Source organism: Halobellus rarus, assembly GCF_024494595.1.
GTDB lineage: Archaea > Halobacteriota > Halobacteria > Halobacteriales > Haloferacaceae > Haloquadratum > Haloquadratum rarum.
Genome location: NZ_JANHDI010000013.1, coordinates 125,561 through 150,559, shown reverse-complemented (window position 1 = coordinate 150,559; position 24,999 = coordinate 125,561). Strand labels below are relative to the sequence as shown.

Sequence of the window (24,999 nt, the reverse complement as noted above, 5' to 3'; positions counted from 1 at the left end):
AATGATACCAAGATATCCGGGGAGGCATTCAAATCCTTTCATCCCCTGTTATCCCTACTCTCAACACCTGTATTAACAAAATAGAAATCTCGAATTGACCTATCCCTACTGATCAGGGTAAAACACGATATTGTAAGTACAAGCTCTCTTCTCCCTGAAAACCTTAGAATTCACGGTATGTCTATCTGTGTCCATACGAAAACCCATTGAATCTTTCCTATACCGGGACTTTTCACCTTCAGAAAGAGCTAGATCTAGATCAAGGTTCCAAAACTTACGAAGATATCTTTTGCACTTGACCCAAACTTACCCTTCTCAATTCTTGGTATAGTGTTAAAAATTTCAACCTTAGAATCGATTTGAATGGGTAGATGATCCAAACCCCTTACGATGATTAAAAATCTCTCAGCTTTTACTCTATGGGCATACAAGATATCTGAGAGTGATCTGATACCCCTCCGGGGGGTTGAAACGAGAATCAATCAGAGAAGGGAGGGGGTATTGAAGGATCGAACGAAAGAAGAGTCAAAAAAGGAGATGGTTAGAGATGTCTTGCATTGATAACAGTATTAGACTTCAAAACCAATCCTATCCCCATAGTAGGATTCTACTATGCCCTTTGTATCTCCTTGATAGCCGAATCTGAAAGCGGGATATAATTACGATGATCCTCGAAAGGATTGGAACCGATCTTGTGCGTTTTTGAATCACACCTATCTAATTGACAAGGTACACGTCCGGTTCTCTTCGATGCTCGAATCACCTCAGGTTCGTCTGAGCAATCCGGGCAAAATCCTTCGTGTCGGTATATATAATCATATTCGGATTTTAGATACTCAATTGTATCCGAACTAAGCTTCTCTGATAGATCTTCGTCAATGTCGTGGTATGACCATTCTGAATAACTCATGCAAGCATTAATTACATTAATCCATTCGTCCGTCTCAATATGGGTATTCTCATCAGCGTGACTATACTTATATTCGTCTCTCACGACCGCCGTACCACAATCCTCACAGACGATTACTACCTCTCCTATGGTTTCTTTCTTGGCCCATATTTCGTGATTGTCGAATAGCAAATTCATATCGGGTTTGGCTGACTGCCATTTGCCACGGAGTCGATAGCGAATATCTGCTGCTGTTTGTGGATCAAACGATTCGGGATCTTTCAGAAATTCTCTTTCTCTGTCTGAAAGCAGATCGAATTTTTTGCTGGGCATACTATAACTAAGTGATTGTCAAACTTAACCCCTTCGAGGCTATAGTAGAATTTTACTATACGCTAAAACTCGAAGACTGAAGGGGAGTGATCGACTGGGCAAAACCATTCTTCTGATTAATTCAATTGAAGAGCGGATCTAGGTTCCAAATCAAAAGGGCAATCCGGATAACAATTAGCGCGGTCACAATGGCACTAACCCAGAATACTATATCTAATCTTTCAGGGGGCCATTCAGTAACAATTGTTCCGATAATGATAATCAGTGTCGCATATAGGACCGCGAGATTAGTCCCACTATCTGTATCCATATGAGGGACATATCAAGTATCTATGAGTAATATTTTTCGCCCTCGTATCGAATCCATTCAGCCTCGGAAGGATCGGTCAATATACCCTTTATATAGGTGGGGAGGGTTGTCATACCCGAAAACAGTCGAAAGAAGTCTTCTATTCCCAATCCCCGCAGTATAACTAATTCATTCTCTCTCTTTCTTCTTTTTCTTTTCCTTCTATATACTATACCTAGTAACATTACTAGGAGTGTATTCAGGTAGATTGGGGTATTTCTGACAGAGTGACCGGAGGAACTTGTTGGTCAACTCCTCATCGTATTCATCACCGTACTGCTGCTTGAACCAGTTTCGTGTTTCATTGACTCCGTTGATCCGTAGCAGTCGGTTTGCTACTCTGAGTCGTTCATCGTGTGAGAGTTTCTCAATGTTACCGTTCTCTGCTTGTCGTTGGAGCTTGCCTGCTTCAGTTTCGTTTGGTTTTCCGGAGCTGTTCTCTGTTTGGATTTTAGGAGTAGAGTGATTCCCGGATGCTCCGGTTTCATAATCTAAGGATTTTAATACCTCTATAGCCTCGGTAAAGTTCTTAGATTCCGCTATAAGTTTAGCATCGAATGGACGGGGTTTGTGAATGATGCTCTCTCGTGATTGCCCTCCGATCAACACGAAAAGATCACCCTTCTCAATCCCCCTGTCGTTGTACTTCGGATAGTCAGACTTCGAGAGTCGAAGCGGTCGGTATTCCCGTCGCTCTACCTGATATTCTCGGTCGCAAGAGAAAAATTGGAGAATCTGACAGGGTAAAATAATCTGCTGTTCCTCATCCTTCTCATCATATAACGATTCTCGAATCTCGCCGTAAGCTCCATCTACAACTTTGGCAACGACAAGACTCCGTTGCCCATTCCCGGCATTACGATAGGGGCTTACAGGATGGGAGTAGTGGGCATTCCATTTTGCGTGAATGGCTTGTCCCTGTCCGGGAGAATGATACTCCCATTCGTTCAATCCGGCATCGAATGGCTCTGGTTCCTCTTCAGGTTTGGATTCGGTGAGAGGTTGCCACAGATAGTTTTCAGGTTGGGAGAGTACGTCTCTGTCGAAGGTATCAAGCAGTACCTCTCGGAAGGTATCTGGTTTCGTTACGTCCTTCGTAGCTTCTCGGATAATCCTCTCACGACTCCAATCTGGTTCGATTTTGACCTTCGAGAGTCCTTTGTCGTGGGTTATTCCGGGGAGTCGGAATTGACGCTTTTGGGAGTAGATTAGTGGATCTAGATCGTAATCAAAATCCTTAGCCAAACCCCTGAGAGTCGTTATCTGTCGTTCGTTCGCTAAATAGGGAGTATGAACATGGATCGATCTACCCCCCGAGAAGTACCAAGTACATTCGCTTGGAGCAATCCCAAGCTCTTCTACTAGGAATTGACGTATCCAATCAATTTGCTTTTCTAAGTTGACTTCAGCATCCGATTCAACGTAGATCGGATAGTAAACACGTCCCTCTGCCTCTGCTAAGTCTTGAATCTCTTTTGCGACACAGGTATCAGAGGTTTCGTATCCCGTAGGGAGTCGGTCTTGTCGCTTTTTCTCCTTGTCTGATAGAAAGTAGATCGGAGAGGCAAAACGTGCATCCTCCGGGATTGGGTCATTGATTGACCGGAGCTTTGGTTTCTGTTTTGTAGCATCCTTTGCGAACCGTATAAAAGGCTCAGAGACGCTATTAGATTCTATAGACGGTTCTACACTTCCGAAAGGCTTATAGTCGCCAGCGACTTTAGTATTATATGTTGACATTGTGGTTTCTCCTCCCGATGTGTTGGTACCACACCGGGATTTTTACAGATCGATTAGAAACATCGATTCAGATTTTATTTCGTTTGATTTTGCGCTTAATTACTTTACGTTCTACACGTATTTAAATCCTGAAGTATCAGGTAGTAATCAGGTAACAAAATGAAACCTAGTTACATTATGTTACTAGGTTACTCTTAGTAACTACCCCCTCCGAGACTGATTGATCCGTCTTGGCTCTGACTCCAATAGCTATGTCTACAGGTTCGACCGACTCCTTCGATTTCCAAATCGGTTGCTCTGTTCCGTCTGGTTCGATCACAAGGTATGAAAGAATCTCTGAATCGTCGGACCCTACAATGTGTGTAACAGTCTCGAATCTGGTTGATTCGACCGTAACAGTATCAGTATCAAAATCTCTTTCGAGGATCTTCGTCCTTCGATCCGGTTTATCCAAAAATCGAAATGATGGGGAGATATTCATAATCTTATCCTAAGTTCTTTGTCATATATGTGTGATACTCTGATTCCTCACCACATTCGGAGCATACTTCTGTTAGGGTCATACGGACCTTTGCCCTCCCGTGACGGTCGAAAGATACGTTACTCTCGATTGGTCCGACTCCGCATTTCAGACACCGGAAATTAGTGTCAATATCCATCTACATAGCCTCCTCAAGTTCCTCGATTGCTTCGTCCGGATCATCAATCTCGACTGTAAGCTCTCCCTCTACGTCGCTAATCTGACGCGCTACGTCGCTCTCACTCATGAGAGATTGCAATTCTTCTCGGACGCCTTGATGCTCCGTCTTTACCGTCGCTGATCCGTCTGTGTGGTGTGTGACGGTTGATCCTTCTAGATCGGGGAAAACTTGAGTCTCGACATTGGTAGATTTCTGTTCAAGTTCCTCTGCTACTTCCTCCCAAGCGTCCGATCCGTCCGGGGAATTTGCCCGGTCCCTGAAGGCTTCAGCAGCAGCTTGTGCCATTTCAACATTGACCGATTCATCTTTGATCTTATCAGAGGGATGAGAATCGTCGGCTTCGTCAAGGAGTCGGGAAGCCTTTTCCTCAAGATGCTCCGCAAGGGCAGTTGAGTTGTGACCTTTGCCCTTACGCATTCGAGAAGCCTTCTTCAAGTCCTTCAATTCGCGCTTAGTGCGAGAATCCATTTCACCGACAGAGACATTATTTTCTCGCATTCTTACCTTAAAATCGGACCAGCTTTCGTCTTGCCTCAAGCCGACATTCGAGGATTCAGATTCCTCTTCGATGTCTGACAAATCGTTGTTCTCTTCGATTTCGTCGGCAAGTTCCTCAAAAACGACCGATGATGGGGAATTACTCCGTTTCGCGTGATCTCGAAACGCTCTCGAAGCCTCTGCTAGTTCCTCTTCCTTCCGATCCTCTTTGATCGAATCAGTATCAATTGGTCCGGAGTCGTCGGATTCATCGGGGAGGGGTTGTACATTAGGGCCTTTTCTCTTAACTTCGGTTTTCCCGACGTATCGCCAAAGTTCCGCTTCTTGGAGTCGTTGAAGCTCTTCTACTTCCGACTCTTCTACTTCTTTCGTGATTGGTCCCACTTTACTCTCGAATTTATGTTTCTTTTGTGCCATAGTAAATCACTTCAATTAGCTAAAAACGATTGCTCAATCAGAAATTGCCGCAGTAATTCATCATACGTCGATACTTCTCGAAGATCTTTTTCTACTGCTAAGGCCTTCCTCGTCTCTTTATCAAGAGGAATCGTTGTACGTTCCATATGCATATACTCTAAGAGCTACAAACTTAAAAACCCTATGATTTTACATACAATTAGTATATGATTGTCCAATTCTGAAGTCAAAAGTAGTAGAATATGAGAATCCAATCTAAGATCACTCAGTAGGATATATGCCCGTTCTATCAGATTCTTTTTCGAGAAGGGTTAGGGGACGTAGATCAATGGGGACTCTAATCATCTGCATTATATGACGGTGTGTACACTCAGATTGCGAAATTATTCGGGGGGAGGGAGACGGAGCGAAAACTAGATCTAGAATTGAATACCTTCGATCTTGTCTGAAGTATCCTCCGGAGAAATTGGGAGGTATTCCATCGTCGTTTCTAGCTTGGCATGACCCAATCGCTTCTGAATTGTCCGAAGGTCAACATCGTTCTTCAGTAAGTGCATTGCATGCCCTCTTCTGATAGCGTGGGAGGTGATCTTGTGTCGCGTTTTCCCCGCCTTATCGATTTTCAGGACACCCTGAATGCCAGCGTTATCAGCGGCCTTCTTGATGATCTTGTTAGGTCTATCGTCGGGCATTTTCTCCGAACGATTGGTCAGAAAGAGGTATTCGGACTCCTTAGCAGTAGGATATGAGTCTCTGTATCCTCCCTGAAGCCATTCAGATAACCACCAATTCAGGGACTCCTTGAAGGTGACTGTCCTTTCCGTCTGAATCTTTGGCGACCAAAATTTGTCTAGTTTGTTTTCTTCAAGGTTTACGTCCTCAACTCTCAGATTAGCCACTTCTCCCTCCCTGAGTCCGGTTTGCCACATAAGCCGGATCATCAACTCATTTCTGAAAGCCGGGGGAGTCACATTTTCGCAAAGTAGATTCTTGTCTTCGAGAGTGACGTATGGCTTTTCGCTCTTGGTTTCATCTCTGGTTTTGTCGGGTAGGTAGTTCGATTTTTTATATAACTCTTCAAAAGGAGTCTCTTCAATCTCGTCTTGAAACCCGGCTAAGTCGTCGTATAGCATCCTGAGTGTATCCCATCGTCCAAGGATCGTATTGCGAGCATATCCGTCGCTCTTCAAACTCAGAAAGTACCTATGGAGAAGCTGCTTATGTCGTTCTCTGTCGATTGGATCAAACGACTTGTCGTTATCCTGTAGCCACCCTACAAATTGCCTCACGTCACTCTCACGCTTCTTGTACGACTTCTCAGAGTCATACATCATCTCCCTATCCGATAGCCAATCGTCTACAACCTGAGGGTAGCTCATAGGCTGTCACCCTTCTTCGAGTACCTGATTGTTCTCTCCCCATCCTCTTCGGAGAAGAATGATTCAACTTGTCCGGTTTCAGCGGCTAACTCATCAAGTACGTCAGATACGGACTCAGCATCAACCGGACCACCGATCTTTGCTGCTACCTCTTCGGGAGTGTCCGCCTTGTGTGATCCTATCTCTGTTTCGGGGAGGGCAGCGAAAACCTCACTTCGTAGGTTTTGATTGGTGGGAGTCTGTGCCTGAATGATTCCCTTCAATTCCTGAAAGTCACTACCCATACCCTGAATTGTGTTCTCTAAGGATTCGATCCGGTCCTTTAATTCGGCTACGTCTTTGCCTGAGTCGTTCGTATTGTCGTGACTCCCGCTAATCTCTCGGGATACCGCAGTACGGATCAATTGACTCATCGAAGAAAATCGTCCGTCCTCTTCAACGACTCTCTCCCATGTCTCTTTGCGCTCCGGGTTGACTGCTACGTTGATTTGGGGCTTTCTCTCTCCCATACTTCTGTGTTCGTAGCTATTCGTGATAAGCCTTTACAGAAATTACTTGAAAGAAGAATATTGATGTACCTCATCTACGTGCTCGGCCGCCCCGACGTCTTCCCGGTCGAGGACCTCGGCGTCCGGAAGGCGATGGCGGAACTGTACGGCTACGACGACGGGGACAGAGACGGGATGACGGCCCACGCCGAGCGGTGGCGACCCTACCGCAGCTACGCGAGCCGGTATCTCTGGCGAGTCGTCGATTGACGACTCGAGGGGCCCAAAAACTCTGATTGAGTTTATTTTCCGGGCGAAGGAAACGTTGAAACACCGAGGCTCCGACGATGCGGTATGGACATCGACGACGTCAACGCTATCGCGGTTCTCGGAGCGGGAAGTATGGGACACGGCATCGCCGAGGTGGCCGCCCTCGCCGGCTTCGAGGTCCGCCTCCGCGACATCGAGACGGAGTTCGTCGAGGACGGCTACGAACAGATCGAGTGGTCGCTGGGCAAACTCGTCGAACAGGGGCAGATCGAGGAGGCGGACGCCGACGCGACGCTCGACCGCGTCTCGGCGCACGTGGACCTCGCCGAGGCGGTCGAGGACGTCGACGTCGCGATCGAGGCCGTCCCCGAGAAGATGGCGATCAAGAAGGACGTCTACGCCGACCTGGAGGCGGCCGCGCCCGACCGGACGGTCTTCGCGACGAACACCTCCAGCCTCTCGATCACCGAACTGGCCGGCGTGACCGAACGGCCCGAGCAGTTCTGCGGAATGCACTTTTTCAACCCGCCGGTTCGGATGGACCTCGTCGAGGTCATCGCCGGCGCGGAGACGAGCGAGTCGACGCTGGAACTGATCTCGGCGCTCGCCGAGCGGATGGGTAAGACGCCCGTTCGCGTCCGCGGGGACAGTCCGGGGTTCATCGTCAACCGCGTGCTCGTCCCGCTGATGAACGAGGCGGCCTGGATGGTCGAGACCGGCGACGCGACAGTAGAAGAGGTCGACTCGACGACGAAGTACGGACTCGGCCTCCCGATGGGCAGTTTCGAGCTGGCCGATCAGGTCGGTATCGACGTCGGGTATCACGTCCTCGAATACATGCACGAGGAACTCGGCGACGCCTACCGCCCCTGCCCGCTGCTCGAATCGAAGGTCGACGCCGAGGAACTCGGCAGGAAGACCGGCGCGGGTTTCTACGACTACGAGACCGGTGAGGGTGCGCAGGTCCCCTCCGATCGGGTGCGAGAGGACGTGGCGGATCGACTCCTGGCCGTGCTCGCGAACGAGGTCGCCGGCCTGATCGAAGACGAGGTCGCTGACGCCGAATCGATCGACACGGCGGTGAAGCTCGGCGGCCGCTGGTCCGACGGCCCCGCGAAGATGGTGGACGAGGCCGACGTGGAACACCTCCTCGACGTCCTCGACGAACGGTACGAGGAGACGGGTGAGGAGCGCTACGAGGCCGTCTCGTACCTGCGCGAACTGGCCGAGACCGGCGGCGGCTTCCACGCGGACGAGAGGGCCGCTGGCGGCGCAGACGAGGCGAGCGGTTCGGGAGGCGACGGCGGCTACGACTACGAGGACCTCTCGGTCGAGATCAGAGAGCGCGTCGGCCACGTCGAACTGGACCGTCCGCACCGGATGAACACGATCACCGACGGCGTCTTGGAGGAGCTCCGCGACGCCGTCGAGTGCTTCGAGGACGACGAGGCGGTCCGAACGATCCTGATCACCGGGACCGGCGACCGCGCGTTCTCCGCGGGCGCGGACATCCAGGCGATGGCGGGCGGCGCGGGCGACGTCAACCGGGCGGCCGACCTCTCGCGACTCGGTCAGGAGACGTTCGGCCGCCTGGAATCTTCGCCGCTGCCGGTCGTCGCCGGGATAGACGGCTACTGCCTCGGCGGCGGGATGGAACTCGCGATGGGGGCGGACCTCCGAATCGCGTCGGAGCGCTCGGAGTTCGGGCAGCCCGAACACGATCTCGGCCTCCTGCCCGGGTGGGGCGGCACCGCCCGACTCCAGCGCATCGTCGGTATGGGTCGGGCGAAGGAGATCATCTTCACCGCCGACCGCTACGACGCCGAAAAGATGGCCGACTACGGATTCGTCAACGAGGTGACCGCGAACGACGAGTTCGACGAGCGAGCGTTCGAGTTCGCCCGCGACCTCGCCGCCGGGCCCCCGATCGCCCAGCGGTACACCAAGCGCGCGATGCACCGCGGCTGGGACGACGTCGACGCCGGCCTCGACGTGGAGGCGCAGTCGTTCGGCCTGCTCTTCGACACGGACGACCTGATGGAGGGAATGACGGCGTTCATGGGCGACGGCGAGCCCGAGTTCGAGGGGAAGTGACGCTGTCGCGCGTGTGCTGAACAGCCTTCGGTTCCGACGGGCGATCGGCACGTTCGCGCCGTCTAGACTTATCCCCGAGCCGTCCGACCGTGTAGGTATGGTGTCACGAGTCCTCGTCGCGATGGACGACTCGGAGATGGCGGCGGAAGCGCTGCGCTACGCGCTCGATATGCACGGGGACGCGGAACTCACCGTGTTGGCCGTCGTCGGCGAGCCGTCACAGCTGATGTGGAAAGCGACGTCCATCGCGATGGCCGACGACCCCCGGAAGAAGGCCGAGGAGATCGCCGCACCCGTGCTCGATCGCGCCCGAAAGATCGCCGACGAGCACGGGCGCGAGATCACGACGACAGTGGGGTACGGCGCGCCGGCGCGCGAGATCGTCACTCGGGCCGAAGAGTTCGACGCCGTCGTCATCGGCAGTCACGGCGGCACGCTCCGCGACCGACTCATCGTCGGCGACGTCGCGAAGACGGTGTTCAACCGCTCACCGGTGCCGGTGACCGTCGTTCGGTGACCGGTAATCTCGATCAAGCGCACCGCCACCGAACGTACGCGAATCAGTGCCGCACCGCCCCCGTAACGGAATCTTTAAACGAGTATATCCGCCACGTGTGAATGCAGGCTCGGTTGGTGTAGTCCGGCCAATCATCTTGGCCTTTCGAGCCGAGGACCAGGGTTCAAATCCCTGACCGAGCACTTCTCCCGTAGCAAATCATCGAGCGACAGCGAGGTAGCTCGCGCGAACTGCTCTCACTTCGATAGCGGACCGAACCCCCTCCGCGACCCGCGGGCGTCCGACGGTCGGACGCACCACCGACGGGAACTATACGTGACGCTGCGGAAACATCTTATAATGGAATCCCGGCATCGCATCCGCGCCGGCGACGCGATCGATATGTCGGACGTCGAGGACGGCGCGGTCGACCTCGTCGTCACCTCCCCGCCGTACCCGATGATCGAGATGTGGGACGACCAGTTCGCCGGCCAGTCGGCGGCGGTCGCGGCGGCGCTCGAAGACGGCGACGGCGAGCGGGCGTTCGAGGCGATGCACGAGTGTCTCGATGCCGTCTGGCACGAGGTCGCCCGCGTGCTCGCCCCCGGCGGTATCGCGGCCGTCGTCGTCGGCGACGCCACTCGGACGTTCGGCGGCCGGTATCGCGTGTACCCGAACCACGTGCGGGTGATCGAGGCGCTCGAATCGGTGGGATTCGACCCGCTGCCCGACGTCCTCTGGCGGAAGCCGACCAACGCCGCGGCGAAGTTTCTCGGGAGCGGGATGGTGCCCCCGAACGCCTACGTGACGCTCGAACACGAGCACGTCCTCCTGTTCCGAAACGGGCCCGCGAGTCGGGAGTTCGATCCGAGAGCGACTCGCCGGTACGAGTCGGCGTACTTCTGGGAGGAGCGAAATCGGTGGTTCTCGGACGTCTGGACCGACGTCCGGGGGACGAGACAAGAACGCGACGACGCGGGCGACAGCGAGCGGGCAGGCAGCGGCGACGAACGGGGGGAGGGTACCGACCGAGCGGGCGACGACGTCGCGTCCGGGGCGGGCAAGTCCGCGACGGTCGATCGCAGCCGGACCGGCGCGTACCCCTTCGAGATCCCGTACCGACTCGTCTGTATGCACTCGATCTACGGCGACACCGTCCTCGACCCGTTCTTGGGCACGGGAACGACGACCCTCGCGGCGATGGTCGCCGGTCGCGACTCCGTCGGCTACGAACTCGACCCGGGCAACCTCTCGGCGCTCGACGAGCGGGTCGTCGACGTCCCCGAGCGGTCGCGACGCGTTGTCTCCGAGCGCCTCGCCGCGCATCGACGGTACGTCCGTGAGGCCCGCGCGGACGGAACGGCGTTCGACTACGAGGCGACGCACTACGACTTCCCGGTGCGGACGCGACAGGAGCGAGAGATCAGGTTTCGGGTCGTCGACGACGTCGAGAGAGTCGGATCCGGCGAGGACGCCGGCGACGTCGAGGAGAGCCAGACGGAGTACCTGGTACAGTACGCCCCCGTCGGCGACGCGTAGCGAATCCGAACGAAGCGGCGGTCAGTCTCGAAGCCCGTCTGCGACGCGGCGCGCGCGCTCGCGGACGTCGTCGGCGTCGCCGGTCTGGAGGCCGCCGAAGGCCTCGTCGTAGACCACGTCGCCGTCGACCATGGTGAAGGTCACGTCGTCGCCGTGTGCCGAGAAGACGAGATGCGAGAGCGGGTCGAAGAGCGGCGTCGCGCGCGTCAGGTCGGTGTCGAGGGCGATCACGTCGGCTTTCCAGCCCTCCCGGAGCGCGCCGACTTTCTCGAATCCCGCGGCGCGGGCCCCGCCGAGCGTCGCCATCTCGAAGACGACCTGTGCGGGCGTGACCTGCGGGTCCAGCCGGTCGACCTTCTGGAGGAGGCTCGCCTGCCGCATCTCCGTGAAGGGGTCGAGCGTGTTGTTGCACGGCGGGCCGTCGTTGCCGAGCGCGACGTCGATTCCGCGATCGAGGTAGTCCGCGATCGGCGCGATTCCGGAGGCGAGCTTCATATTCGACGAGGGGCAGTAGGTGACGTGCGTTCCGGTCCGTTCGAGGATGTCGCGCTCGCGCTCTGTCGTGTGCACGCAGTGGGCGAGCACGACGTCCTCGCCGGTCAGGCCCACCTCGTCGAGCCACGCGATGTTCCGCATTCCCGTGTCGGACTCGACGGTCTCGATCTCATCTTCGTTCTCGCTGGCGTGGGTGTGGATCCGAACGCCGTCGTAGCGATCAGCGATCTCCCGCGAGCCGCGGAGGCACGCCTCGGTACAGCTCACGGCGAACCGCGGCGTGACCGCGTACCGGATCCGCCCGTCGGCCGCGCCGTGGTACGTTTTGAGCAGCCGTTCGGTCGTCGAGAGCGCCTCGTCGGTGTCCTCCCGCAACCCGTCCGGCGCGCGTTTGTCCATCAGCACCTTGCCGAGTCGGCCGCGGACCCCGAGGTCGATCGCCGCCTCGAACGCAGATTCGGCGTGTCGAACCGACAGGTGGTCGATCGCGGTCGTCGTCCCGCTCTCCAGCAGCTCCAGGTAACCGAGTTCGGCCGCCGTCCGCATCTCCTCGCGGTCGAGCGACGCCTCCATCGGGAGCACGTGTTCGAAGAGCCACTCCAAGAGCGCCGTGTCGTCGGCGATCCCGCGTCCGACGCTCTGCACCGAGTGGACGTGGCCGCCGACGAGGCCGGGCGAGAGGAGGTCGAACTCCCGGACCGCGTGGTCGGGGTAGGCGTCTTCGAGGTCCGACCGCGGCCCGACGGCCTCGATCGTCTCCCCCCCGACGACGACCGCGCCCTCCTCGTAGACGGTCTCCGGATCGGCGACGACAGTCCCTGCCAGTAGCATCCCACCGCTCGGAGTGTGCGCGTCGTCAAGTGCCTTGCGCTCGTGCGCTCCGGATCGGCCATAACACCCCTATCCGAGGAACGCCGGCGTCGCCGTCGGCAGCGAGATCAGCCACAGGCTCGCGACGGTGTAGCCGATCATCACGAAGACGAACGGGTACTGACTCCGGATCGCCTGCAGTCGACTGGGGAACAGTCGATACGCGATCGAGTGCGCCACCCAGATGGCGACCAGGTGACCGCCGAGGACGAAGCCGATGTTGAGCGCCGACACCCACGCTGGGAGGGTGAGCACGATCGGGTTCGTCGGCGCGGACAGCGGCGTCGCGAGCACGGCCGAAAGCGAGGGGGACAGCGACAGGAAAAACGCGAAGTAGTGCGCCAGGTGGTAGCCTGCGGCCACGACCAAGAGCGACGGCGCGAAGGCGATCGCCAGCTCCCGGGACGTCCGCGTCGTCAGGATCCGCCGGACGGAGACGCGCGCCGCCAGGAGGAACGCGCCGTAGAAGAGCGCGAAGCCGCCGACGAAGAGCAACGCGTAGACCGCGATCGGCGGAACGCCGGCGCTGACGACGCCTCTGACGGCGGCGGCCCCCTGCTCGGTCGTGACGAAGCCGCTGAACGTCAGTTCCCAGACCAACGCGACGGCGACGGCGACGTCGTCGAGGCCGGTCACGAGTCGGTGTCGGTCGACGTTGCCGCCGTCGGTTCTCTCGCGTTCGTCTCCCGCGGCGTCTGCCCCGCGGTCGACCTCGACGAGTCGCATCGCCGGGAGCGAGGCGCGGAGCCGTCCGCCCTCCCAGGCGAGCGGGGCGGCCCGACCGTAGAACCGGAAGAACGTCGAGAGGGGATCGACGTTCCGGAACCACGCGTCGCCGCCGACGAGGACGGTTCCGCCGACCGCGACGACGCCGTAGACGGCTGCGGCGACCGCGAGCGCCCGGGGAGTGTCGGTGACGCCGGTCGTCGTCTCCACCCAGACGAGAAGCAGGATACCGGCGACGGCGGGCCACCGGCCCAGTCGATCGGGGTAGTCGACGAACCCGTTCGGGAGGCGCGAGCCGACCGAGTCGAAGGGGTTCAGCGCCGGCCAGACGTTTCCGATCGCGTAGGCCGCCATCGTCAGTCCCGCGCGGCCGCCGGCGAAGACCACCACGACCGCGAAGTTGACCGTCGCGAGCTGTGGACCGGTGAATCCGCGGTAGACCACGAGCGCGAACAGGACGACCCCGAGAAGCGCGGCGAGGGTACTTCCGACGGCGTAGAACCGGTCGCCGGCCCCGGCGTCCCGTCGCCACTCGTGGACGCGTTCGACGAACGCGCGGTCGGTCACGAATCCGGCCAGGAGCGCCGAGGCGCCGATCGCCGCCCCGCCGGTCGCGACGTAGAGCCAGCGGGGCACGGCGAGGCCGTCGCCCGACGCGTCCGAGAGGCCGACGGCCGCGTTGCTGGCGGCGACGCCACGAGCGAGCAGCAGTACCCCGATGGCGGCGAGGGCGAGCGTCCCGATTCTGGCTGCCAGTCGGCTCCACCGCCACGTCTGCGGGCCGCGGCTGTCGGGATCAGGACGCATAGAACACGTAGAGAAAGAGGAAGCCGAAGTACAACGCTACGAGGATCCCCAGCGCGCGGATGCGGAACGAGCGGATCGCGCGCTCCTCGGCGGCGTACGCCTTCCGATACGCCTCCCGCTCGGCGTCGTCGAGCGCGTTCGGGTGCGCGACCCCCCGATGGAGAACGAGCAGATCTTCGGTGTAGAACCGTCGATCGCAGTCCCCGCAGACGTATTCGGGGGAGTCACCGACGTCAGACGCGGCCCTATCGCTGGGGTCGCTGGGCGTTTCCTCGCGGTCGCCGGCCGTCACGGCGGAATGGGTATCAGTCATCGTGGTCTCGGTCGGCGTGTCAACAGCCGGGCAGTCGGGTCGCCTTCGACTCGAATCGGCCTACGTCCAGGGAACTGAGCGCTCCTGCAACTCGCCGGCGACGGAGCGGCGCATCGCCTCGGCCGGGTCGTCGCGGTTCGCGAGCGCCCACATCAGCTTCACCTTCGCCGTCCCGGGGAGCGTGTCGCCGGCCTCGACGACGCCGGCGTCGAGCAGGTCGCGGCCGGTGTCGTACACGCGGTCGCAGACCCGACCTTCGAGACACTGGCTCGTCATCGCGACGACGACGCCCTCGTCGACGAGTTCTTCGAGCACCGGAATGAAGTCCGTGTGGACGTGTCCGAGGCCGGTACCCTCGACGACCACTCCGTCGAGGTCTGCCGATCGAAGCATCTCGGCGTATCTATCGACGTCCATCCCGGGCGTGAACTTCAGCAGGTCGACGTTCTCGTTCAGCTCCGTCCGAACGTCGAGATCGACCGCGTCGCGCTCGGCGTATTCGCGTCTGAATTCGACCGTCTCGGCGTCGTAATCGACCGCTCCGAGCGGCTCCGCGCCGACCGTCTCGAACGCGTCGCGCCGGGAGGTGTGGTTCTTTCGGACGCGCGTGCCGCGGTGGAGCGCGCAGACGTCGTCGGACGTCGAAGCGTGCATACAGACCAGCACCTCGGCGGCGTCGGCCTTCGCGGCCTCGACGGCGCAGACGGCGTTCATCACGTTGTCCGAGGAGGGACGGTCCGCCGAGCGCTGACTGCCCGTGAAGACGATCGGGACCGGCGTGTCGAGCATGTACGACAGCGCCGAGGCGGAGAACTGCATCGTGTCGGTGCCGTGCATCACGACGACGCCGTCCGCGCCGGCGCGGATCTCCTCGGCGACGGCCTCGGCGAGTTCGCGCCACACCGCGGGCGTCATGTTCTCCGAGAGGATGTTCGTGACGACCCGGCCGCGGTAGTTGGCGCGGCCGGCGAGATCGGGGACGGCGCGGAGCACGTCCTCGGCGTCGAACTGAGCCGTGACGGCCCCGGTGCGGTAGTCGACTGTCGACGCGATGGTCCCGCCGGTCGAGATGAGCGAGACGGTCGGGAGGTCGTCGTCGAAGGCGATCTCGCTCTCGTCGGAATCGGACTGGGCGGCTTCGACGTCGTAGGCGTCCGATTCGAGGACGTCCACGTCGGCGTCTTCGCGGTCGATCCCGACGTTGTACCCGCCGTCGAGCTTGACGACGAGGTGGTCCGGCGTCGAGGAGGGCATCAGGACGCCCTCGTTCGTGACGCCCGCGCGCTCGACGCGGACGCGGTCTCCGGCGTTCATACTCGGCGATACCGGTGGCGCGGACTTGAATCCATTCGTTCGCGGCGCGCGGGGGAAGCGGTCCGCCGCGGTCGCTCCCGACCGGCACAAGAGTCAGGACCCGCGAGACCGATGTATCTCTATGCAGCGCTCCAGCGAACGGGACCGAGGAGAGGCGGTCGATCCCGCCTCGCTACTCGACGACGACGGGGACGACAGGGACGCGGTCGGGGAGGCGTCGCGCCCGACGGCGGGATCGGACCGCGCCAGTCGCGACCGGTCGACGGGCGTCGGCCGTCTCCGCGGGCTGCTCCCCTCGCGGCCGCGACCGTTGCGGGGGTCGTTTTCGGCCCGATCGTTCCTCGTCGTCCTCGCGCTCTCGCTCGTCGGGGTCGTCGCGGGCGGATCGATCCCGCTCGTGGGATCTGTCGGACAGTTCTTCGGCCTGTTCCTCGTCGCCTTCGTCGTCGGAGCCGTCGGTTCGCGACGGCGGTATCTCGAAGTCGGCCTCGCGGGCGCGATCGCCGCCGGGATCGCGTTCGTCCTCGGGACGCTCACGAGCGTCTTCGCGCCGGTAGCGGTGCAGGTCCTCGCGGACTACGGCGTCGCCATCGCCGGCGTCGGAACGGGAGCGGGGCTGCTCGCGTCGCTCGCGGGCCATTACTTCGGTCGCGACCTCCGGGACGGACTCACTCGGGAGGTCTGAGAGAGTGGGTGCGATCTCCGGTGGGGTCAGACGATCCGCCAGCCGGTCCCGTCGTACTCGACGAGTTCCTGCTCGGACAACCGGTCGAGTGCCGTCTCGACCCGCTCGGGATTCGCGTTGAGCTCGCGAGCGACCTCGCGGGCGCTCTTCGACTCGTGAGCGATAGCCGCGAGGAGTTCGGCGTAGAACCGACTGTCGGCTTCGGCTCCGATCCGCTCTGAGAGATCGTCGAGGACGTCGGTCACCCGACCGTGAACCCACCGCTGTGCGAGCGAGAGTTCGCTCTCGACGTCTTCGAGGTAGGCGTACTGCCGGGCGAGTTCGGCCACGTCGTCCGGCTCGTCGACCGCCGGTCGCTCGACGGACGAGTCGCCGACGTCCGAGTCCACGGCGTCCGGTCTGCCGGCCTTTCCGTCCGTCTCGTCGTTCCCGCAGGGGTCGATCCGCTGTCGCGAGTCCGACTCCCCGTCCTCGCTGTCGCTCTCAGCGTCCTGATCTTCAGCGTCCCGGTCGTCCTCGCGCGTTCGACCGTTCGGCGCGGGAATGTCGAGCGAGATGTGCTGACAGCGGCCGCGCATATCGAGGCTCCGGCTGGCCGGGTAGGCGCTCTTGGCACCGAAGCGGTACGGGGAAACGCTCACCTCCAGCCTGAGGTTCCGCGCGATGTGAAAGTACTTCCGGCGCTGATCGTCCGTCCGGCTCTCGACGAGGCCGGCCTCCTCGAGTCGCCGCAGGTGGTCGATGACGGCCTTCGGACTGACCCCGAGGTACTCGCTGATCTCGGTGACGTAACACGGTTTGTGCGAGAGGAGCCGGAGGATGCGCCGCCGGTTCTCGTTCCCGAGGAGATCAAGCAGTACCGCAGAGTCCATAACCGAAGGTAAATCGCCGAGACGTAAGACGCTGACGCATCGATAGACGGGAAACTGCCGGACGACACCGGGACGCGTGGCGGACGAACGGTGTGCCGCGGCTGGAGAACGACAGGTGCGCTGTAGGGGCAAACAGCCGGCACACCGCCGGCGACGACGCCCGCTCTCGAGGTCCTCACTGTCGACTCTCGCGTCGTCGCCATCGCCTCCCGCGTCGACGTGCCGAGCAACCGCGGCCCGACGCGGGGTGATGCTCACGTCACGGCGGCTCTGGTCCCGTCTCGATAGATAAATTATCGCCTCCCCACGAGGGTTGTCGTCACTCCGCCGTTCCGTCGTCGGAACTCGAACCGTGCCGATCGAACGCCCAGGCGGCGTAGGCGATCACCGCGAACGACAACGAGACGGTGATCCCCGCCAGCAGCGGGCCGGCCTCGTACCGGAGCGGCGGATACAGCCCCAGTCCGTAGTCGAAGGCGTCGTTGAGGAGGAGGAAGACGAGCGCCGCGGCCAGCGCTTCCCGCGTCGTCTCGCCGTAGTACGGGATCACCGCCGCGTGCAGGAGGAAAAAGAGATGCGTGATCAGGATGCCCCAGTACTCCCACAGCAGCGTCGGCGTGAAGCCGACGTAGAGGTCCGGCCGGAGGTTGAGCGCGATGGCCGTCCAGAGGCCGTACTTCGCGAGCCAGACGAACGCGAGGGTGTGCAAGAGCGCGAGCAACCGGTTCGAGGGGGCGTCGGTGACGCGGCGGCCGAGATTCGGGAGCAGCGTCGCCACCGAGAGCGTCGCGAGCGCGAGCGCGGTCGGCGAATCGCCGAACAGCGGGTACGCGAGCGAACTGAGGTCGCCCAGCGAGGGGTCCGAGTGCACGTAGAAACTGACACCGAGGAGAAAGGCCGCGCCGTCGACGACGAGCAACCACCCGAGGCTCGCGCCGTTGCCGAGGTAGTACTGCACCCAGCGCTCGGGGAAGGGCCGTCGGAGGCGCGCCTGCCATCCGTGTTTTCCCGTCGATCCCTCCGAGGACTCGACCATCGGTTCCGACGACGACGGGGACCCGAAAGAAGGTGTCGCGTTCGAGCGGTGGGTCTCGGAGCGCCGACGGGGTCGGAGCGCCGACGCGTGCCGACCGAAGCGAAGGCTATTCCCTCCCACCTCGCCTCGCCTCGGGTATGCAGGCAGCGCTCGTCATCCTCGACGGCTGGGGCCTCGGGGACCACGACCGACGCGACGCGGTGAAGGCGGCGTCGACGCCGAACTTCGATCGGCTCGCCGAGACCGGCGCGTACGGCACGCTCGACGTCTCCGGGCGGAACGTCGGCCTCCCGGAAGGACAGATGGGAAACAGCGAGGTCGGGCACCTCAACATCGGCGCGGGCCGGGTCGTCAAGCAGGCGTACACGCGCATCGAGGACGCCATCGCCGAGGGCACGTTCCGGACGAACGACGCCATCGCCTCGGCGTTCGACCACGTCGAGGAGACGGGCGGCCGCGTGCACTGTATGGGCCTTCTGAGCGACGGCGGCGTCCACTCCGAGCAGGGCCACCTCCACGCGTTGATCGAAATCGCCGCCGACCGCGGCGTCGACGCCGTCACGCACGCGTTCACCGACGGCCGCGACACCGACCCCTACGGCGGCGAGGAGTACCTCGAAACGCTCGGAGGCGTCGTCGACGAGCACGGAACGGGCGACGTCGCGACGGTGTCCGGGCGGTACTACGCGATGGACCGCGACCGGAACTGGGAGCGGACGAAGCGCGCCTACGACGCCGTCGTCCACCGCGAGGCCGACCACGAGGCTCCCTCGGCCGTCGAGGCCCTCCGCGACTCCTACGAGCGCGGCGACACCGACGAGTTCGTCGAGCCGACGCTCGTGTCCGGTGCCCCGGCGCTCGACGACGGCGACGCGGTGCTGTTCTTCAACTTCCGGCCGGACCGCGCGCGCCAGCTCGTCCGACTCCTCGGCGACGTCGAGCCCGAGTGGCCCTTCGAGACCGACCCGCCGGAGACCCGCATCGTCACGATGACCGAGTACGACGAGACGTTCGACTTCCCGGTGGCGTTCCCGCCGGAGGAGCCGACCGACACGCTCGGCGCGACGCTCTCGGCCGCCGGGAAGACCCAGCTCCGGATCGCCGAGTCCGAGAAGTACGCCCACGTCACCTACTTCCTCAACGGCGGCCGCGAGGTCGAGTTCGACGGCGAGATTCGCCGGATCGTCGAGAGCCCCGACGTGCCCACCTACGACCTCGAACCGGAGATGAGCGCCGTCGAGGTGACCGACACGGCGCTGGAACTCATCGACGCCGAGGACCCCGACGCGCTCGTGCTCAACTACGCGAACCCGGACATGGTCGGTCACACCGGCGACTTCGAGGCGGCGATCCGGGCCGTCGAGACCGTCGACGAACAGCTCGGTCGGTTGGTCGCCGGGGTCCAAGACGCGGGCGGCCACGTCCTCGTCACGGCCGACCACGGCAACGCCGACGACATGGGGACCGCCGAGGAGCCGCACACCGCGCACACGACGAACCCGGTTCCGCTCGTCTACCTGACGCCCGACGGCGACGACGGCGGTCGGCGGGTTCGTTCGGGCGGCTCGCTCTGCGACATCGCGCCGACGCTTCTGGAACTGATGGGCGTCGAGAAACCCGCCACGATGACGGGCGAGTCGCTCTTGGAGTAGCCGTGCTGGCTCTGCGGCGGCCTCGTTCGCGCCGCTACGCATATACGACAGCGCCACGTACCTCCGCATCGGAAGGGTGGCTCAGTGGTAGAGCGTTCCGGCAGCGACCGTCACTCGGTCGCTCCGGCTTACGGCTTCGCGTGGTTCGACTCCCGCCCCTTCCACTCCGCCCGCCGGATTCGAGCGGCAGTATCGTCACCAGTCGAAAAAATCGACGCCGAAACGCGCCGGAACTTCGATGAACGTTCGTCCACTTTCGAGAATACGCCGAATAGAAGCGATATATAGCCGGATTTATCTCTCAGTTGTTTCGACGATCGTCGTGGATGGGTTTTATTATCGTCGAAGCTAAGGGAAAGACAACGACAATGCAGAGTACGATGCACTCACGACCGACAGCCGGGATCGAAGCGCCGTCGATTCCGTCCAGCCTCGAATCGCCGCGTGCGAAGCTCGTCTATCTGTTCCTTTCGACACACGGGGAAGCGACTCTCTCGGAGCTCGAATCGGGCCTAGATATGAAGAAGATCTCGCTGTACAGCATTCTCTCGACGCTGTGTGAACGCGACCTGATCGACCAGGACGCCGAACGCTACCGCCTCTGCTGAGGGTCGACGACGCCGACAAACGCGTTCGACAGCGTCGCCGCTACCGTTTTGGCGGAAGCGTCGCTCGACTTCGTGTGTGGCGTCCGAAGATCGGTTCCGCGCTCTCCGGTGTTGGGCTAGACCTCGTCGCCGCCGTGGAACAGCGTCAGCTCCTCGGCCTCGTAGATGTTGATGAGTTCGGTGACGAGCTCGTCGTAGTCCTCGTCCTCCTGTCGGAGCGAGTCCAGCCGGGCCACCGTCTCCTCGTCGAGGTGTATCTGCGGCATACCCGAAGAAACGCCGCGTGGAGACTTAAACTCCGGGGGCGCGTCTTACGCGTACCGGCTCTGTCCGGCGGTTCCGGAGACCTCGGTGAGCTCGGCGTGGACGTCGGCGATACGCTCGCGGATGTTCCGCCCGGCGACCCGCGGGTCGAAGACGTCCTTGTTCGGCGACCAGTCGGTGTCGTTGAAGAACGTGTCGCGGTCGGCGTCGACGCCCTCCGGCGGGACGATGTTCGTCGGGTCTTCGCTATAAAGGTCGTAGGCCGTCCGCGTGTACTCGTACTGGTACCGGGTGTCCTTGTTCACCTTGCAGATGCCGTGCTGGAGCATCCGCTGGAGCTGGTCGGGCTGGACGCCCGAGGAACCGTGGAGCACCAGCGGCGTGTCGAGGCCGTGATCGCGGAGCGCCTGCCGGATGTCGGCCGCGAGGTCCGGCCGCAACTCCAGGTCTTTGCCCTTCGCGACCCCGTGCTGCGTTCCCACCGAGATCGCGAGCAGGTCACAGCCGGTCCGGTCGACGAATTCGACGGCCTGCTCGGGGTCGGTGTAGAACGCCTCCTCGGATTCGATCTCGTCCTCGACGCCCTTGATCTGGCCGAGTTCGGCCTCGATGAGGACGTCTGCGCCCTTCTCTTCTTTCATCTCGACGACCTCCTTGCTCCTCGCGACGTTCTCCTCGAAGGGCTCGTGGGAGGCGTCGATCATGATCGAGGAGGGGATTTCGAGATCCATCTGCGCCTCGATGAACTCCAGGTCCGTCTGGTGGTCCATGTTGAGGAAGACGCCGATGTCGTACTGGTCGGCGATCGTGTCGATGTACGCCCCCATCGCTTTCAGCCCGTCCACCGGGTCTTCGTTGCCGGCGAACGTGCTGGCACCGCCGCTGAGCTGTAAGAGGAGGTCCGAGTTCTTCCGCGCGGCTCCCTCCATCAGCCCCATCATGATGTTCGGTTCGGCGATGTTCGACGCGACGAGGCCGAATCCCTTCTCCAAGGCGTCGTCGTAGACGTTGGCGAGTTCACTCCCGCCGTAGAACGGCACTGTGTGTCACCTCGCCTCGGACTTCTCGCGCCTGCGTCATAAGATATACGGAGACTGTTCGTCTCTGCACGGTATTGCGCGTTCGATGGGCGTACCGCTCGTCGGACGACGGGACTCGGGCGAACGGGACAGCGACCGATCAGGAGAAGAGCTTCTTGAGCCGCGCGAACAGTCCCTTCTCACGGTCGCCGCCGCGTCGACTCGGCTCCGACGCGCCCGACTCGGTGTCGTCGCCACCGGCGTCCGACGCCTCGCCGTCGACCTCGACGGCCTCGGTCTTGCCCTCCTCGACGAGTTCGGCCGCCCGCTCGAAGAGGCTCTCCGGGTCGTTGACGCCGTCCTTCACGGTTCCCTTCACGAGGGGCTTGCCCTCGAAACGGTCGCGGCTGACCGCGGTGTCGGAGGCGATGATGACGGCCTCGGCGTCGGCGATCTCCCCGGCGGTGAGTTCGTTCTGCGCGCCCATCGCGCCCTGGACCTCGACCTTGATGTCGTGACCGAGTCGTTCGGCCGTCTGTTCGAGGTTTTCGGCCGCCATCTGGCTGTGTGCGATTCCGGTCGGACAGGATGTGACTGCGACGAGTTTCATTGTGTGCTCTCTGTTAACACGGCTTCGACTTCAGCTTTCGTACTGGCGGCGAGCGCGCGCTCTGCGAGGTCGCGCGCCTCCGGAACGGTCGTTTCGGTCACCGCTCGCTTCACCTGTGGCACCGTGACCGCGCTCATACTCAGTTCGTCCAGGCCGAGGCCGACGAGCAGTCTCGTCAGATCGGGGTCGCCGGCCATCTCCCCGCACATCCCGACCCAGACGTCCGTTCCCTCGGTCGCGTCGACCGTCGCGCGGATCGCCCGCAGCACCGCGGGCTGGCGGAAGTCGCCGAGGTCTGACACCCGGCTGTTGCCGCGCTCGGCGGCCATCACGTATTGCGCGAGGTCGTTCGTCCCGATGCTGAAGAACTCGACGTGCTCGACCAGGTCGGGAGCGAGGAACGCCGCCGCGGGCGTCTCGATCATCACGCCGAACTCCGGGACGGCGTAGGCGACGCCCTCGTCTTCCAGATCGGCCGCGACCGACTCCAGTATCTCGCGCGCCTCGCGGACCTCTTCGACGGTCGAGACGAGCGGCAACATCACCGAGAGCTGCCCGCCCGCGTCGTCGCCGGCCGCGCGCAGGAGCGCCCGGAGCTGCGTCTCGAAGAGGTCGGCGTCGGGGCCGAGCGAGCGCCGGATGCCGCGCTCGCCGAGGAAGGGGTTCTCCTCGTCGGGCAGGTCCAGGTACTCGATCGGCTTGTCGCCGCCGATGTCGAGGGTCCGGACGACGACCCGCCCGTCGGGGAACGCCTCCAGGGCCTCGTGATAGGCCTCGTACTGCTCGTCCTCGTCCGGCGGCGATTCCCGGTCGAGAAAGAGGAACTCGGTTCGGAACAGCCCGATACCGTCGGCCCCGCGCTCGGCGGCGGGCGCGAGGTCCGCCCGCGTTCCGACGTTCGCGGCGACCTCGATCGGCGTCCCGTCGGCGGTCTCGACCGACTCTTCTCGAATCTCGACCTCCTCGCCGCCCGCCGCGGCCTCCCGCGTCTCCGCGTCGGGGTCGACGACGAGCGTGCCCTCGGTGCCGTCGACGACGACCTCGGCGCCGTCCGCGACGTCGCGGAGGTCCTCGCCGACGCCGACGACCGCCGGCAGCGCCAGCGAGCGCGCGAAGATCGCCGCGTGCGAGGTGCGCCCGCCGGTGGCGGTCACGAACCCGGCGACGCGCTCGGGGTCGAGCTGTGCCGTGTCGCTCGGTGTCAACCGTTCGGCGAGGACGACGCTCCCCGCCGGGAGATCCGCGAGGTCGACGCGGTCGCCGCCGACGAGCACGCGCACGAGGCGGTCGCGGACGTCCCGCAGGTCGTCGGCGCGCTCGGCCATCCGGCCCTCCATCCCCTCGAACTGCTCGACGAACCGATCGAACGTCCGGGAGACCGCGTGTTCGGCCGGGAGGCCGCCCTCGATCTCGTCTTCGACGCCCTCGGTGATCTGGGGGTCGTCGAGGAACTGCACGTGCGCGTCGAAGACCTCGGCCTCGGCCTCGCCGACGCGCTCGGCCGTCCGCTCGCGCTCGGCGCGGATCTCCGCGCGGGCCTCGTCGCGGGCGCCCTCGAACCGATCGATCTCCGCGTCGGCGTCGACCGCCTCGGGCGCCGGGGGCTCGTCGAGTTCCGCGTCGGGCGCGTACCAGACGACGGAGCCGACGCCGGACAGCGGCGTGACGCCGATGCCGGAGAGTCGTCGCTCGGTCATCGGCTCAGAGCTCGTCCTCGGGCGTCGTCAGGATTCGCTCCAGTTCGTCCAGCGCGGCCTCGGCGTCCTCGCCCTCGGCGGTCAGTCGGACCTCGTCGCCGGCGGCGGCCCCCAGTCCGGTCACCGCGAGCATGCTCGCCGCGTTCACCTGGTCGCCGTCGACGTGCCCGACTTTCACCTCCGAGTCGAACTCGTTGGCCGCCTCGACGAACTTCGACGCCGGCCGCGCGTGGAGGCCGTCCTCCGGGACGATGGTGACGATTCGTTCGGGCATCAGTTCACGGCCTCCCGAACGGTCTCTTGAACGGTCTCCTCGTCTTCGGCCGCCAGCAGCGTCTCGCGGACGTCTTCGTGCATCAGTGCTCTCGACAGGGCGCTCAAGATCTGTAAGTGTTCCTCGCCGCCCTCCGCGGGGACGAGGATCATGAACAGCAGGCGAGCGGGCTTGTCGTCCATCGCGTCGAAGTCGATTCCCTCCTCGGAGCGGCCGAACGCGATCGAGGGCTCCTCGACGGCGCTCGTCTTCGCGTGCGGGATCCCGATTTCCATTCCGACCCCGGTGGTCGCCTCCTTCTCGCGCTCCCGGAGCGCGTCGAGGGCGGCCTCGCGGTCCGTCACGCGGCCGTTGTCCGCGATGAGATCCAGGAGGAACTCGATCGCGTCCGTTTTGTTCGCCGGCGGCTCCGAAAGCGAGATGTGAGCGAGCGGCAGCAGCCGGTCGATGTCATCTTCGAGCATAACCAATCGAATATGTGCACGGGATTGTTAAGGAATTTTCTCTTCGGTTGGTCGACACGCGTCGACCGGAAAAGATCGGAGTTGATCGGACCGAGTGACG

At 61.7% G+C, this 24,999-nt stretch carries 23 protein-coding genes, 2 tRNA genes and 2 pseudogenes; 9 read left to right on the top strand and 18 right to left on the bottom strand.

What is annotated here, in order from left to right; translation table 11 throughout:
* Nucleotides 1–610: 610 nt before the first annotated feature.
* The 5 genes from NO876_RS15610 to NO876_RS15590 all read right to left on the bottom strand — a co-directional run bounded on the left by NO876_RS15610 (nt 611) and on the right by NO876_RS15590 (nt 6,815).
* Nucleotides 611–1,222: a hypothetical protein gene (locus tag NO876_RS15610; protein WP_256422594.1), complete on the bottom strand. Its 612-nt coding sequence runs from the start codon at nt 1,220–1,222 to the stop codon at nt 611–613.
* Nucleotides 1,223–1,733: 511 nt separating this feature from the next.
* A complete protein-coding gene (locus tag NO876_RS15605) occupies nt 1,734–3,311 on the bottom strand; it encodes a hypothetical protein (protein WP_256422593.1) in 1,578 nt (525 codons plus the stop codon).
* A gap of 659 nt (nt 3,312–3,970) precedes the next feature.
* Nucleotides 3,971–4,927: a hypothetical protein gene (locus NO876_RS15600; RefSeq protein WP_256422592.1), complete on the bottom strand. Its 957-nt coding sequence runs from the start codon at nt 4,925–4,927 to the stop codon at nt 3,971–3,973.
* Between the two features lie 419 nt (nt 4,928–5,346).
* Entirely contained in the window at nt 5,347–6,306 is a 960-nt protein-coding gene (locus NO876_RS15595; protein ID WP_256422591.1) for a tyrosine-type recombinase/integrase, read from the bottom strand.
* Nucleotides 6,303–6,815, bottom strand: coding sequence for a hypothetical protein (locus NO876_RS15590; RefSeq protein WP_256422590.1), 513 nt, complete (start codon nt 6,813–6,815; stop codon nt 6,303–6,305). Before NO876_RS15590 ends, NO876_RS15595 begins: the two co-directional genes overlap by 4 nt.
* 63 nt (nt 6,816–6,878) lie before the next feature.
* Between NO876_RS15590 and NO876_RS15585 the strand changes: the two are divergent.
* The 5 genes and pseudogenes from NO876_RS15585 to NO876_RS15565 form a co-directional block, all read left to right on the top strand.
* Nucleotides 6,879–7,064: pseudogene (locus NO876_RS15585) on the top strand (DNA-3-methyladenine glycosylase family protein); the annotation flags it as partial.
* Nucleotides 7,065–7,148: 84 nt separating this feature from the next.
* Complete coding sequence (locus tag NO876_RS15580) at nt 7,149–9,158, top strand: 3-hydroxyacyl-CoA dehydrogenase/enoyl-CoA hydratase family protein (RefSeq protein ID WP_256422588.1); 2,010 nt, start codon at nt 7,149–7,151, stop codon at nt 9,156–9,158.
* A gap of 97 nt (nt 9,159–9,255) precedes the next feature.
* Entirely contained in the window at nt 9,256–9,675 is a 420-nt protein-coding gene (locus tag NO876_RS15575; protein WP_256422587.1) for a universal stress protein, read from the top strand.
* A gap of 107 nt (nt 9,676–9,782) precedes the next feature.
* Nucleotides 9,783–9,857: transfer RNA gene (locus NO876_RS15570), tRNA-Glu, on the top strand.
* Nucleotides 9,858–10,014: 157 nt separating this feature from the next.
* On the top strand, nt 10,015–11,193 hold the full coding sequence (locus tag NO876_RS15565; RefSeq protein WP_256422586.1) for a DNA-methyltransferase: 1,179 nt from the start codon (nt 10,015–10,017) through the stop codon (nt 11,191–11,193).
* A gap of 21 nt (nt 11,194–11,214) precedes the next feature.
* Here NO876_RS15565 and NO876_RS15560 read toward each other — a convergent pair whose 3' ends face one another.
* The 4 genes from NO876_RS15560 to gatD form a co-directional block, all read right to left on the bottom strand.
* Nucleotides 11,215–12,519: a 5'-deoxyadenosine deaminase gene (locus tag NO876_RS15560; protein ID WP_256422585.1), complete on the bottom strand. Its 1,305-nt coding sequence runs from the start codon at nt 12,517–12,519 to the stop codon at nt 11,215–11,217.
* Between the two features lie 69 nt (nt 12,520–12,588).
* Nucleotides 12,589–14,091, bottom strand: coding sequence for a hypothetical protein (locus NO876_RS15555; RefSeq protein ID WP_256422584.1), 1,503 nt, complete (start codon nt 14,089–14,091; stop codon nt 12,589–12,591).
* Entirely contained in the window at nt 14,081–14,404 is a 324-nt protein-coding gene (locus NO876_RS15550) for a DNA-binding protein (protein ID WP_256422583.1), read from the bottom strand. The genes NO876_RS15555 and NO876_RS15550 overlap by 11 nt, the downstream gene beginning before the upstream one ends.
* 60 nt (nt 14,405–14,464) lie before the next feature.
* Nucleotides 14,465–15,718, bottom strand: coding sequence for a Glu-tRNA(Gln) amidotransferase subunit GatD (gene gatD / locus NO876_RS15545; RefSeq protein WP_256422582.1), 1,254 nt, complete (start codon nt 15,716–15,718; stop codon nt 14,465–14,467).
* A gap of 121 nt (nt 15,719–15,839) precedes the next feature.
* Between gatD and NO876_RS15540 the strand changes: the two genes are divergently transcribed.
* Entirely contained in the window at nt 15,840–16,403 is a 564-nt protein-coding gene (locus tag NO876_RS15540) for a hypothetical protein (RefSeq protein ID WP_256422581.1), read from the top strand.
* Nucleotides 16,404–16,429: 26 nt separating this feature from the next.
* On the opposite strand, the gene NO876_RS18165 is transcribed toward NO876_RS15540, so the two are convergent.
* From NO876_RS18165 to NO876_RS15530, 3 genes and pseudogenes are all read right to left on the bottom strand, one after another.
* Nucleotides 16,430–16,948, bottom strand: a complete 519-nt coding sequence (locus NO876_RS18165; protein ID WP_425601467.1) for a hypothetical protein — start codon at nt 16,946–16,948, stop codon at nt 16,430–16,432.
* A pseudogene (locus NO876_RS15535) lies at nt 16,946–17,275 on the bottom strand (ArsR/SmtB family transcription factor); the annotation flags it as partial. The pseudogene NO876_RS15535 and the gene NO876_RS18165, both read right to left, overlap by 3 nt.
* Nucleotides 17,276–17,594: 319 nt before the next feature.
* Nucleotides 17,595–18,311: a DUF1405 domain-containing protein gene (locus NO876_RS15530; protein WP_256422580.1), complete on the bottom strand. Its 717-nt coding sequence runs from the start codon at nt 18,309–18,311 to the stop codon at nt 17,595–17,597.
* A 137-nt stretch (nt 18,312–18,448) separates the two neighbouring features.
* On the opposite strand from NO876_RS15530, the gene gpmI reads away from it, so the two are divergent.
* The 3 genes from gpmI to NO876_RS15515 all read left to right on the top strand — a co-directional run bounded on the left by gpmI (nt 18,449) and on the right by NO876_RS15515 (nt 20,571).
* Nucleotides 18,449–19,963: a 2,3-bisphosphoglycerate-independent phosphoglycerate mutase gene (gene gpmI, locus NO876_RS15525; protein WP_256422579.1), complete on the top strand. Its 1,515-nt coding sequence runs from the start codon at nt 18,449–18,451 to the stop codon at nt 19,961–19,963.
* A 70-nt stretch (nt 19,964–20,033) separates the two neighbouring features.
* A tRNA-OTHER gene (locus tag NO876_RS15520) sits at nt 20,034–20,127 on the top strand.
* A 216-nt stretch (nt 20,128–20,343) separates the two neighbouring features.
* The gene (locus NO876_RS15515; RefSeq protein WP_256422578.1) at nt 20,344–20,571 is read left to right on the top strand and encodes a TrmB family transcriptional regulator; all 228 of its coding nucleotides are present in this window, start codon (nt 20,344–20,346) and stop codon (nt 20,569–20,571) included.
* A 116-nt stretch (nt 20,572–20,687) separates the two neighbouring features.
* Here the strand turns inward: NO876_RS15515 and NO876_RS15510 are convergent, their stop codons facing one another.
* The 6 genes from NO876_RS15510 to NO876_RS15485 form a co-directional block, all read right to left on the bottom strand.
* Nucleotides 20,688–20,837: a DUF7557 family protein gene (locus NO876_RS15510; RefSeq protein ID WP_256422577.1), complete on the bottom strand. Its 150-nt coding sequence runs from the start codon at nt 20,835–20,837 to the stop codon at nt 20,688–20,690.
* A gap of 45 nt (nt 20,838–20,882) precedes the next feature.
* Nucleotides 20,883–21,875: a class II fructose-bisphosphate aldolase gene (gene fba / locus NO876_RS15505; protein ID WP_256422576.1), complete on the bottom strand. Its 993-nt coding sequence runs from the start codon at nt 21,873–21,875 to the stop codon at nt 20,883–20,885.
* 139 nt (nt 21,876–22,014) lie between these two features.
* Nucleotides 22,015–22,464, bottom strand: a complete 450-nt coding sequence (locus tag NO876_RS15500) for a PTS fructose transporter subunit IIB (protein ID WP_256422575.1) — start codon at nt 22,462–22,464, stop codon at nt 22,015–22,017.
* The gene (ptsP, locus tag NO876_RS15495; protein ID WP_256422574.1) at nt 22,461–24,161 is read right to left on the bottom strand and encodes a phosphoenolpyruvate--protein phosphotransferase; all 1,701 of its coding nucleotides are present in this window, start codon (nt 24,159–24,161) and stop codon (nt 22,461–22,463) included. Before ptsP ends, NO876_RS15500 begins: the two co-directional genes overlap by 4 nt.
* 4 nt (nt 24,162–24,165) lie before the next feature.
* A complete protein-coding gene (ptsH1, locus tag NO876_RS15490) occupies nt 24,166–24,435 on the bottom strand; it encodes a phosphocarrier protein HPr (RefSeq protein ID WP_256422573.1) in 270 nt (89 codons plus the stop codon).
* Nucleotides 24,435–24,899, bottom strand: coding sequence for a PTS sugar transporter subunit IIA (locus NO876_RS15485; protein WP_256422572.1), 465 nt, complete (start codon nt 24,897–24,899; stop codon nt 24,435–24,437). The genes ptsH1 and NO876_RS15485 overlap by 1 nt, the downstream gene beginning before the upstream one ends.
* Nucleotides 24,900–24,999 lie beyond the last annotated feature (100 nt).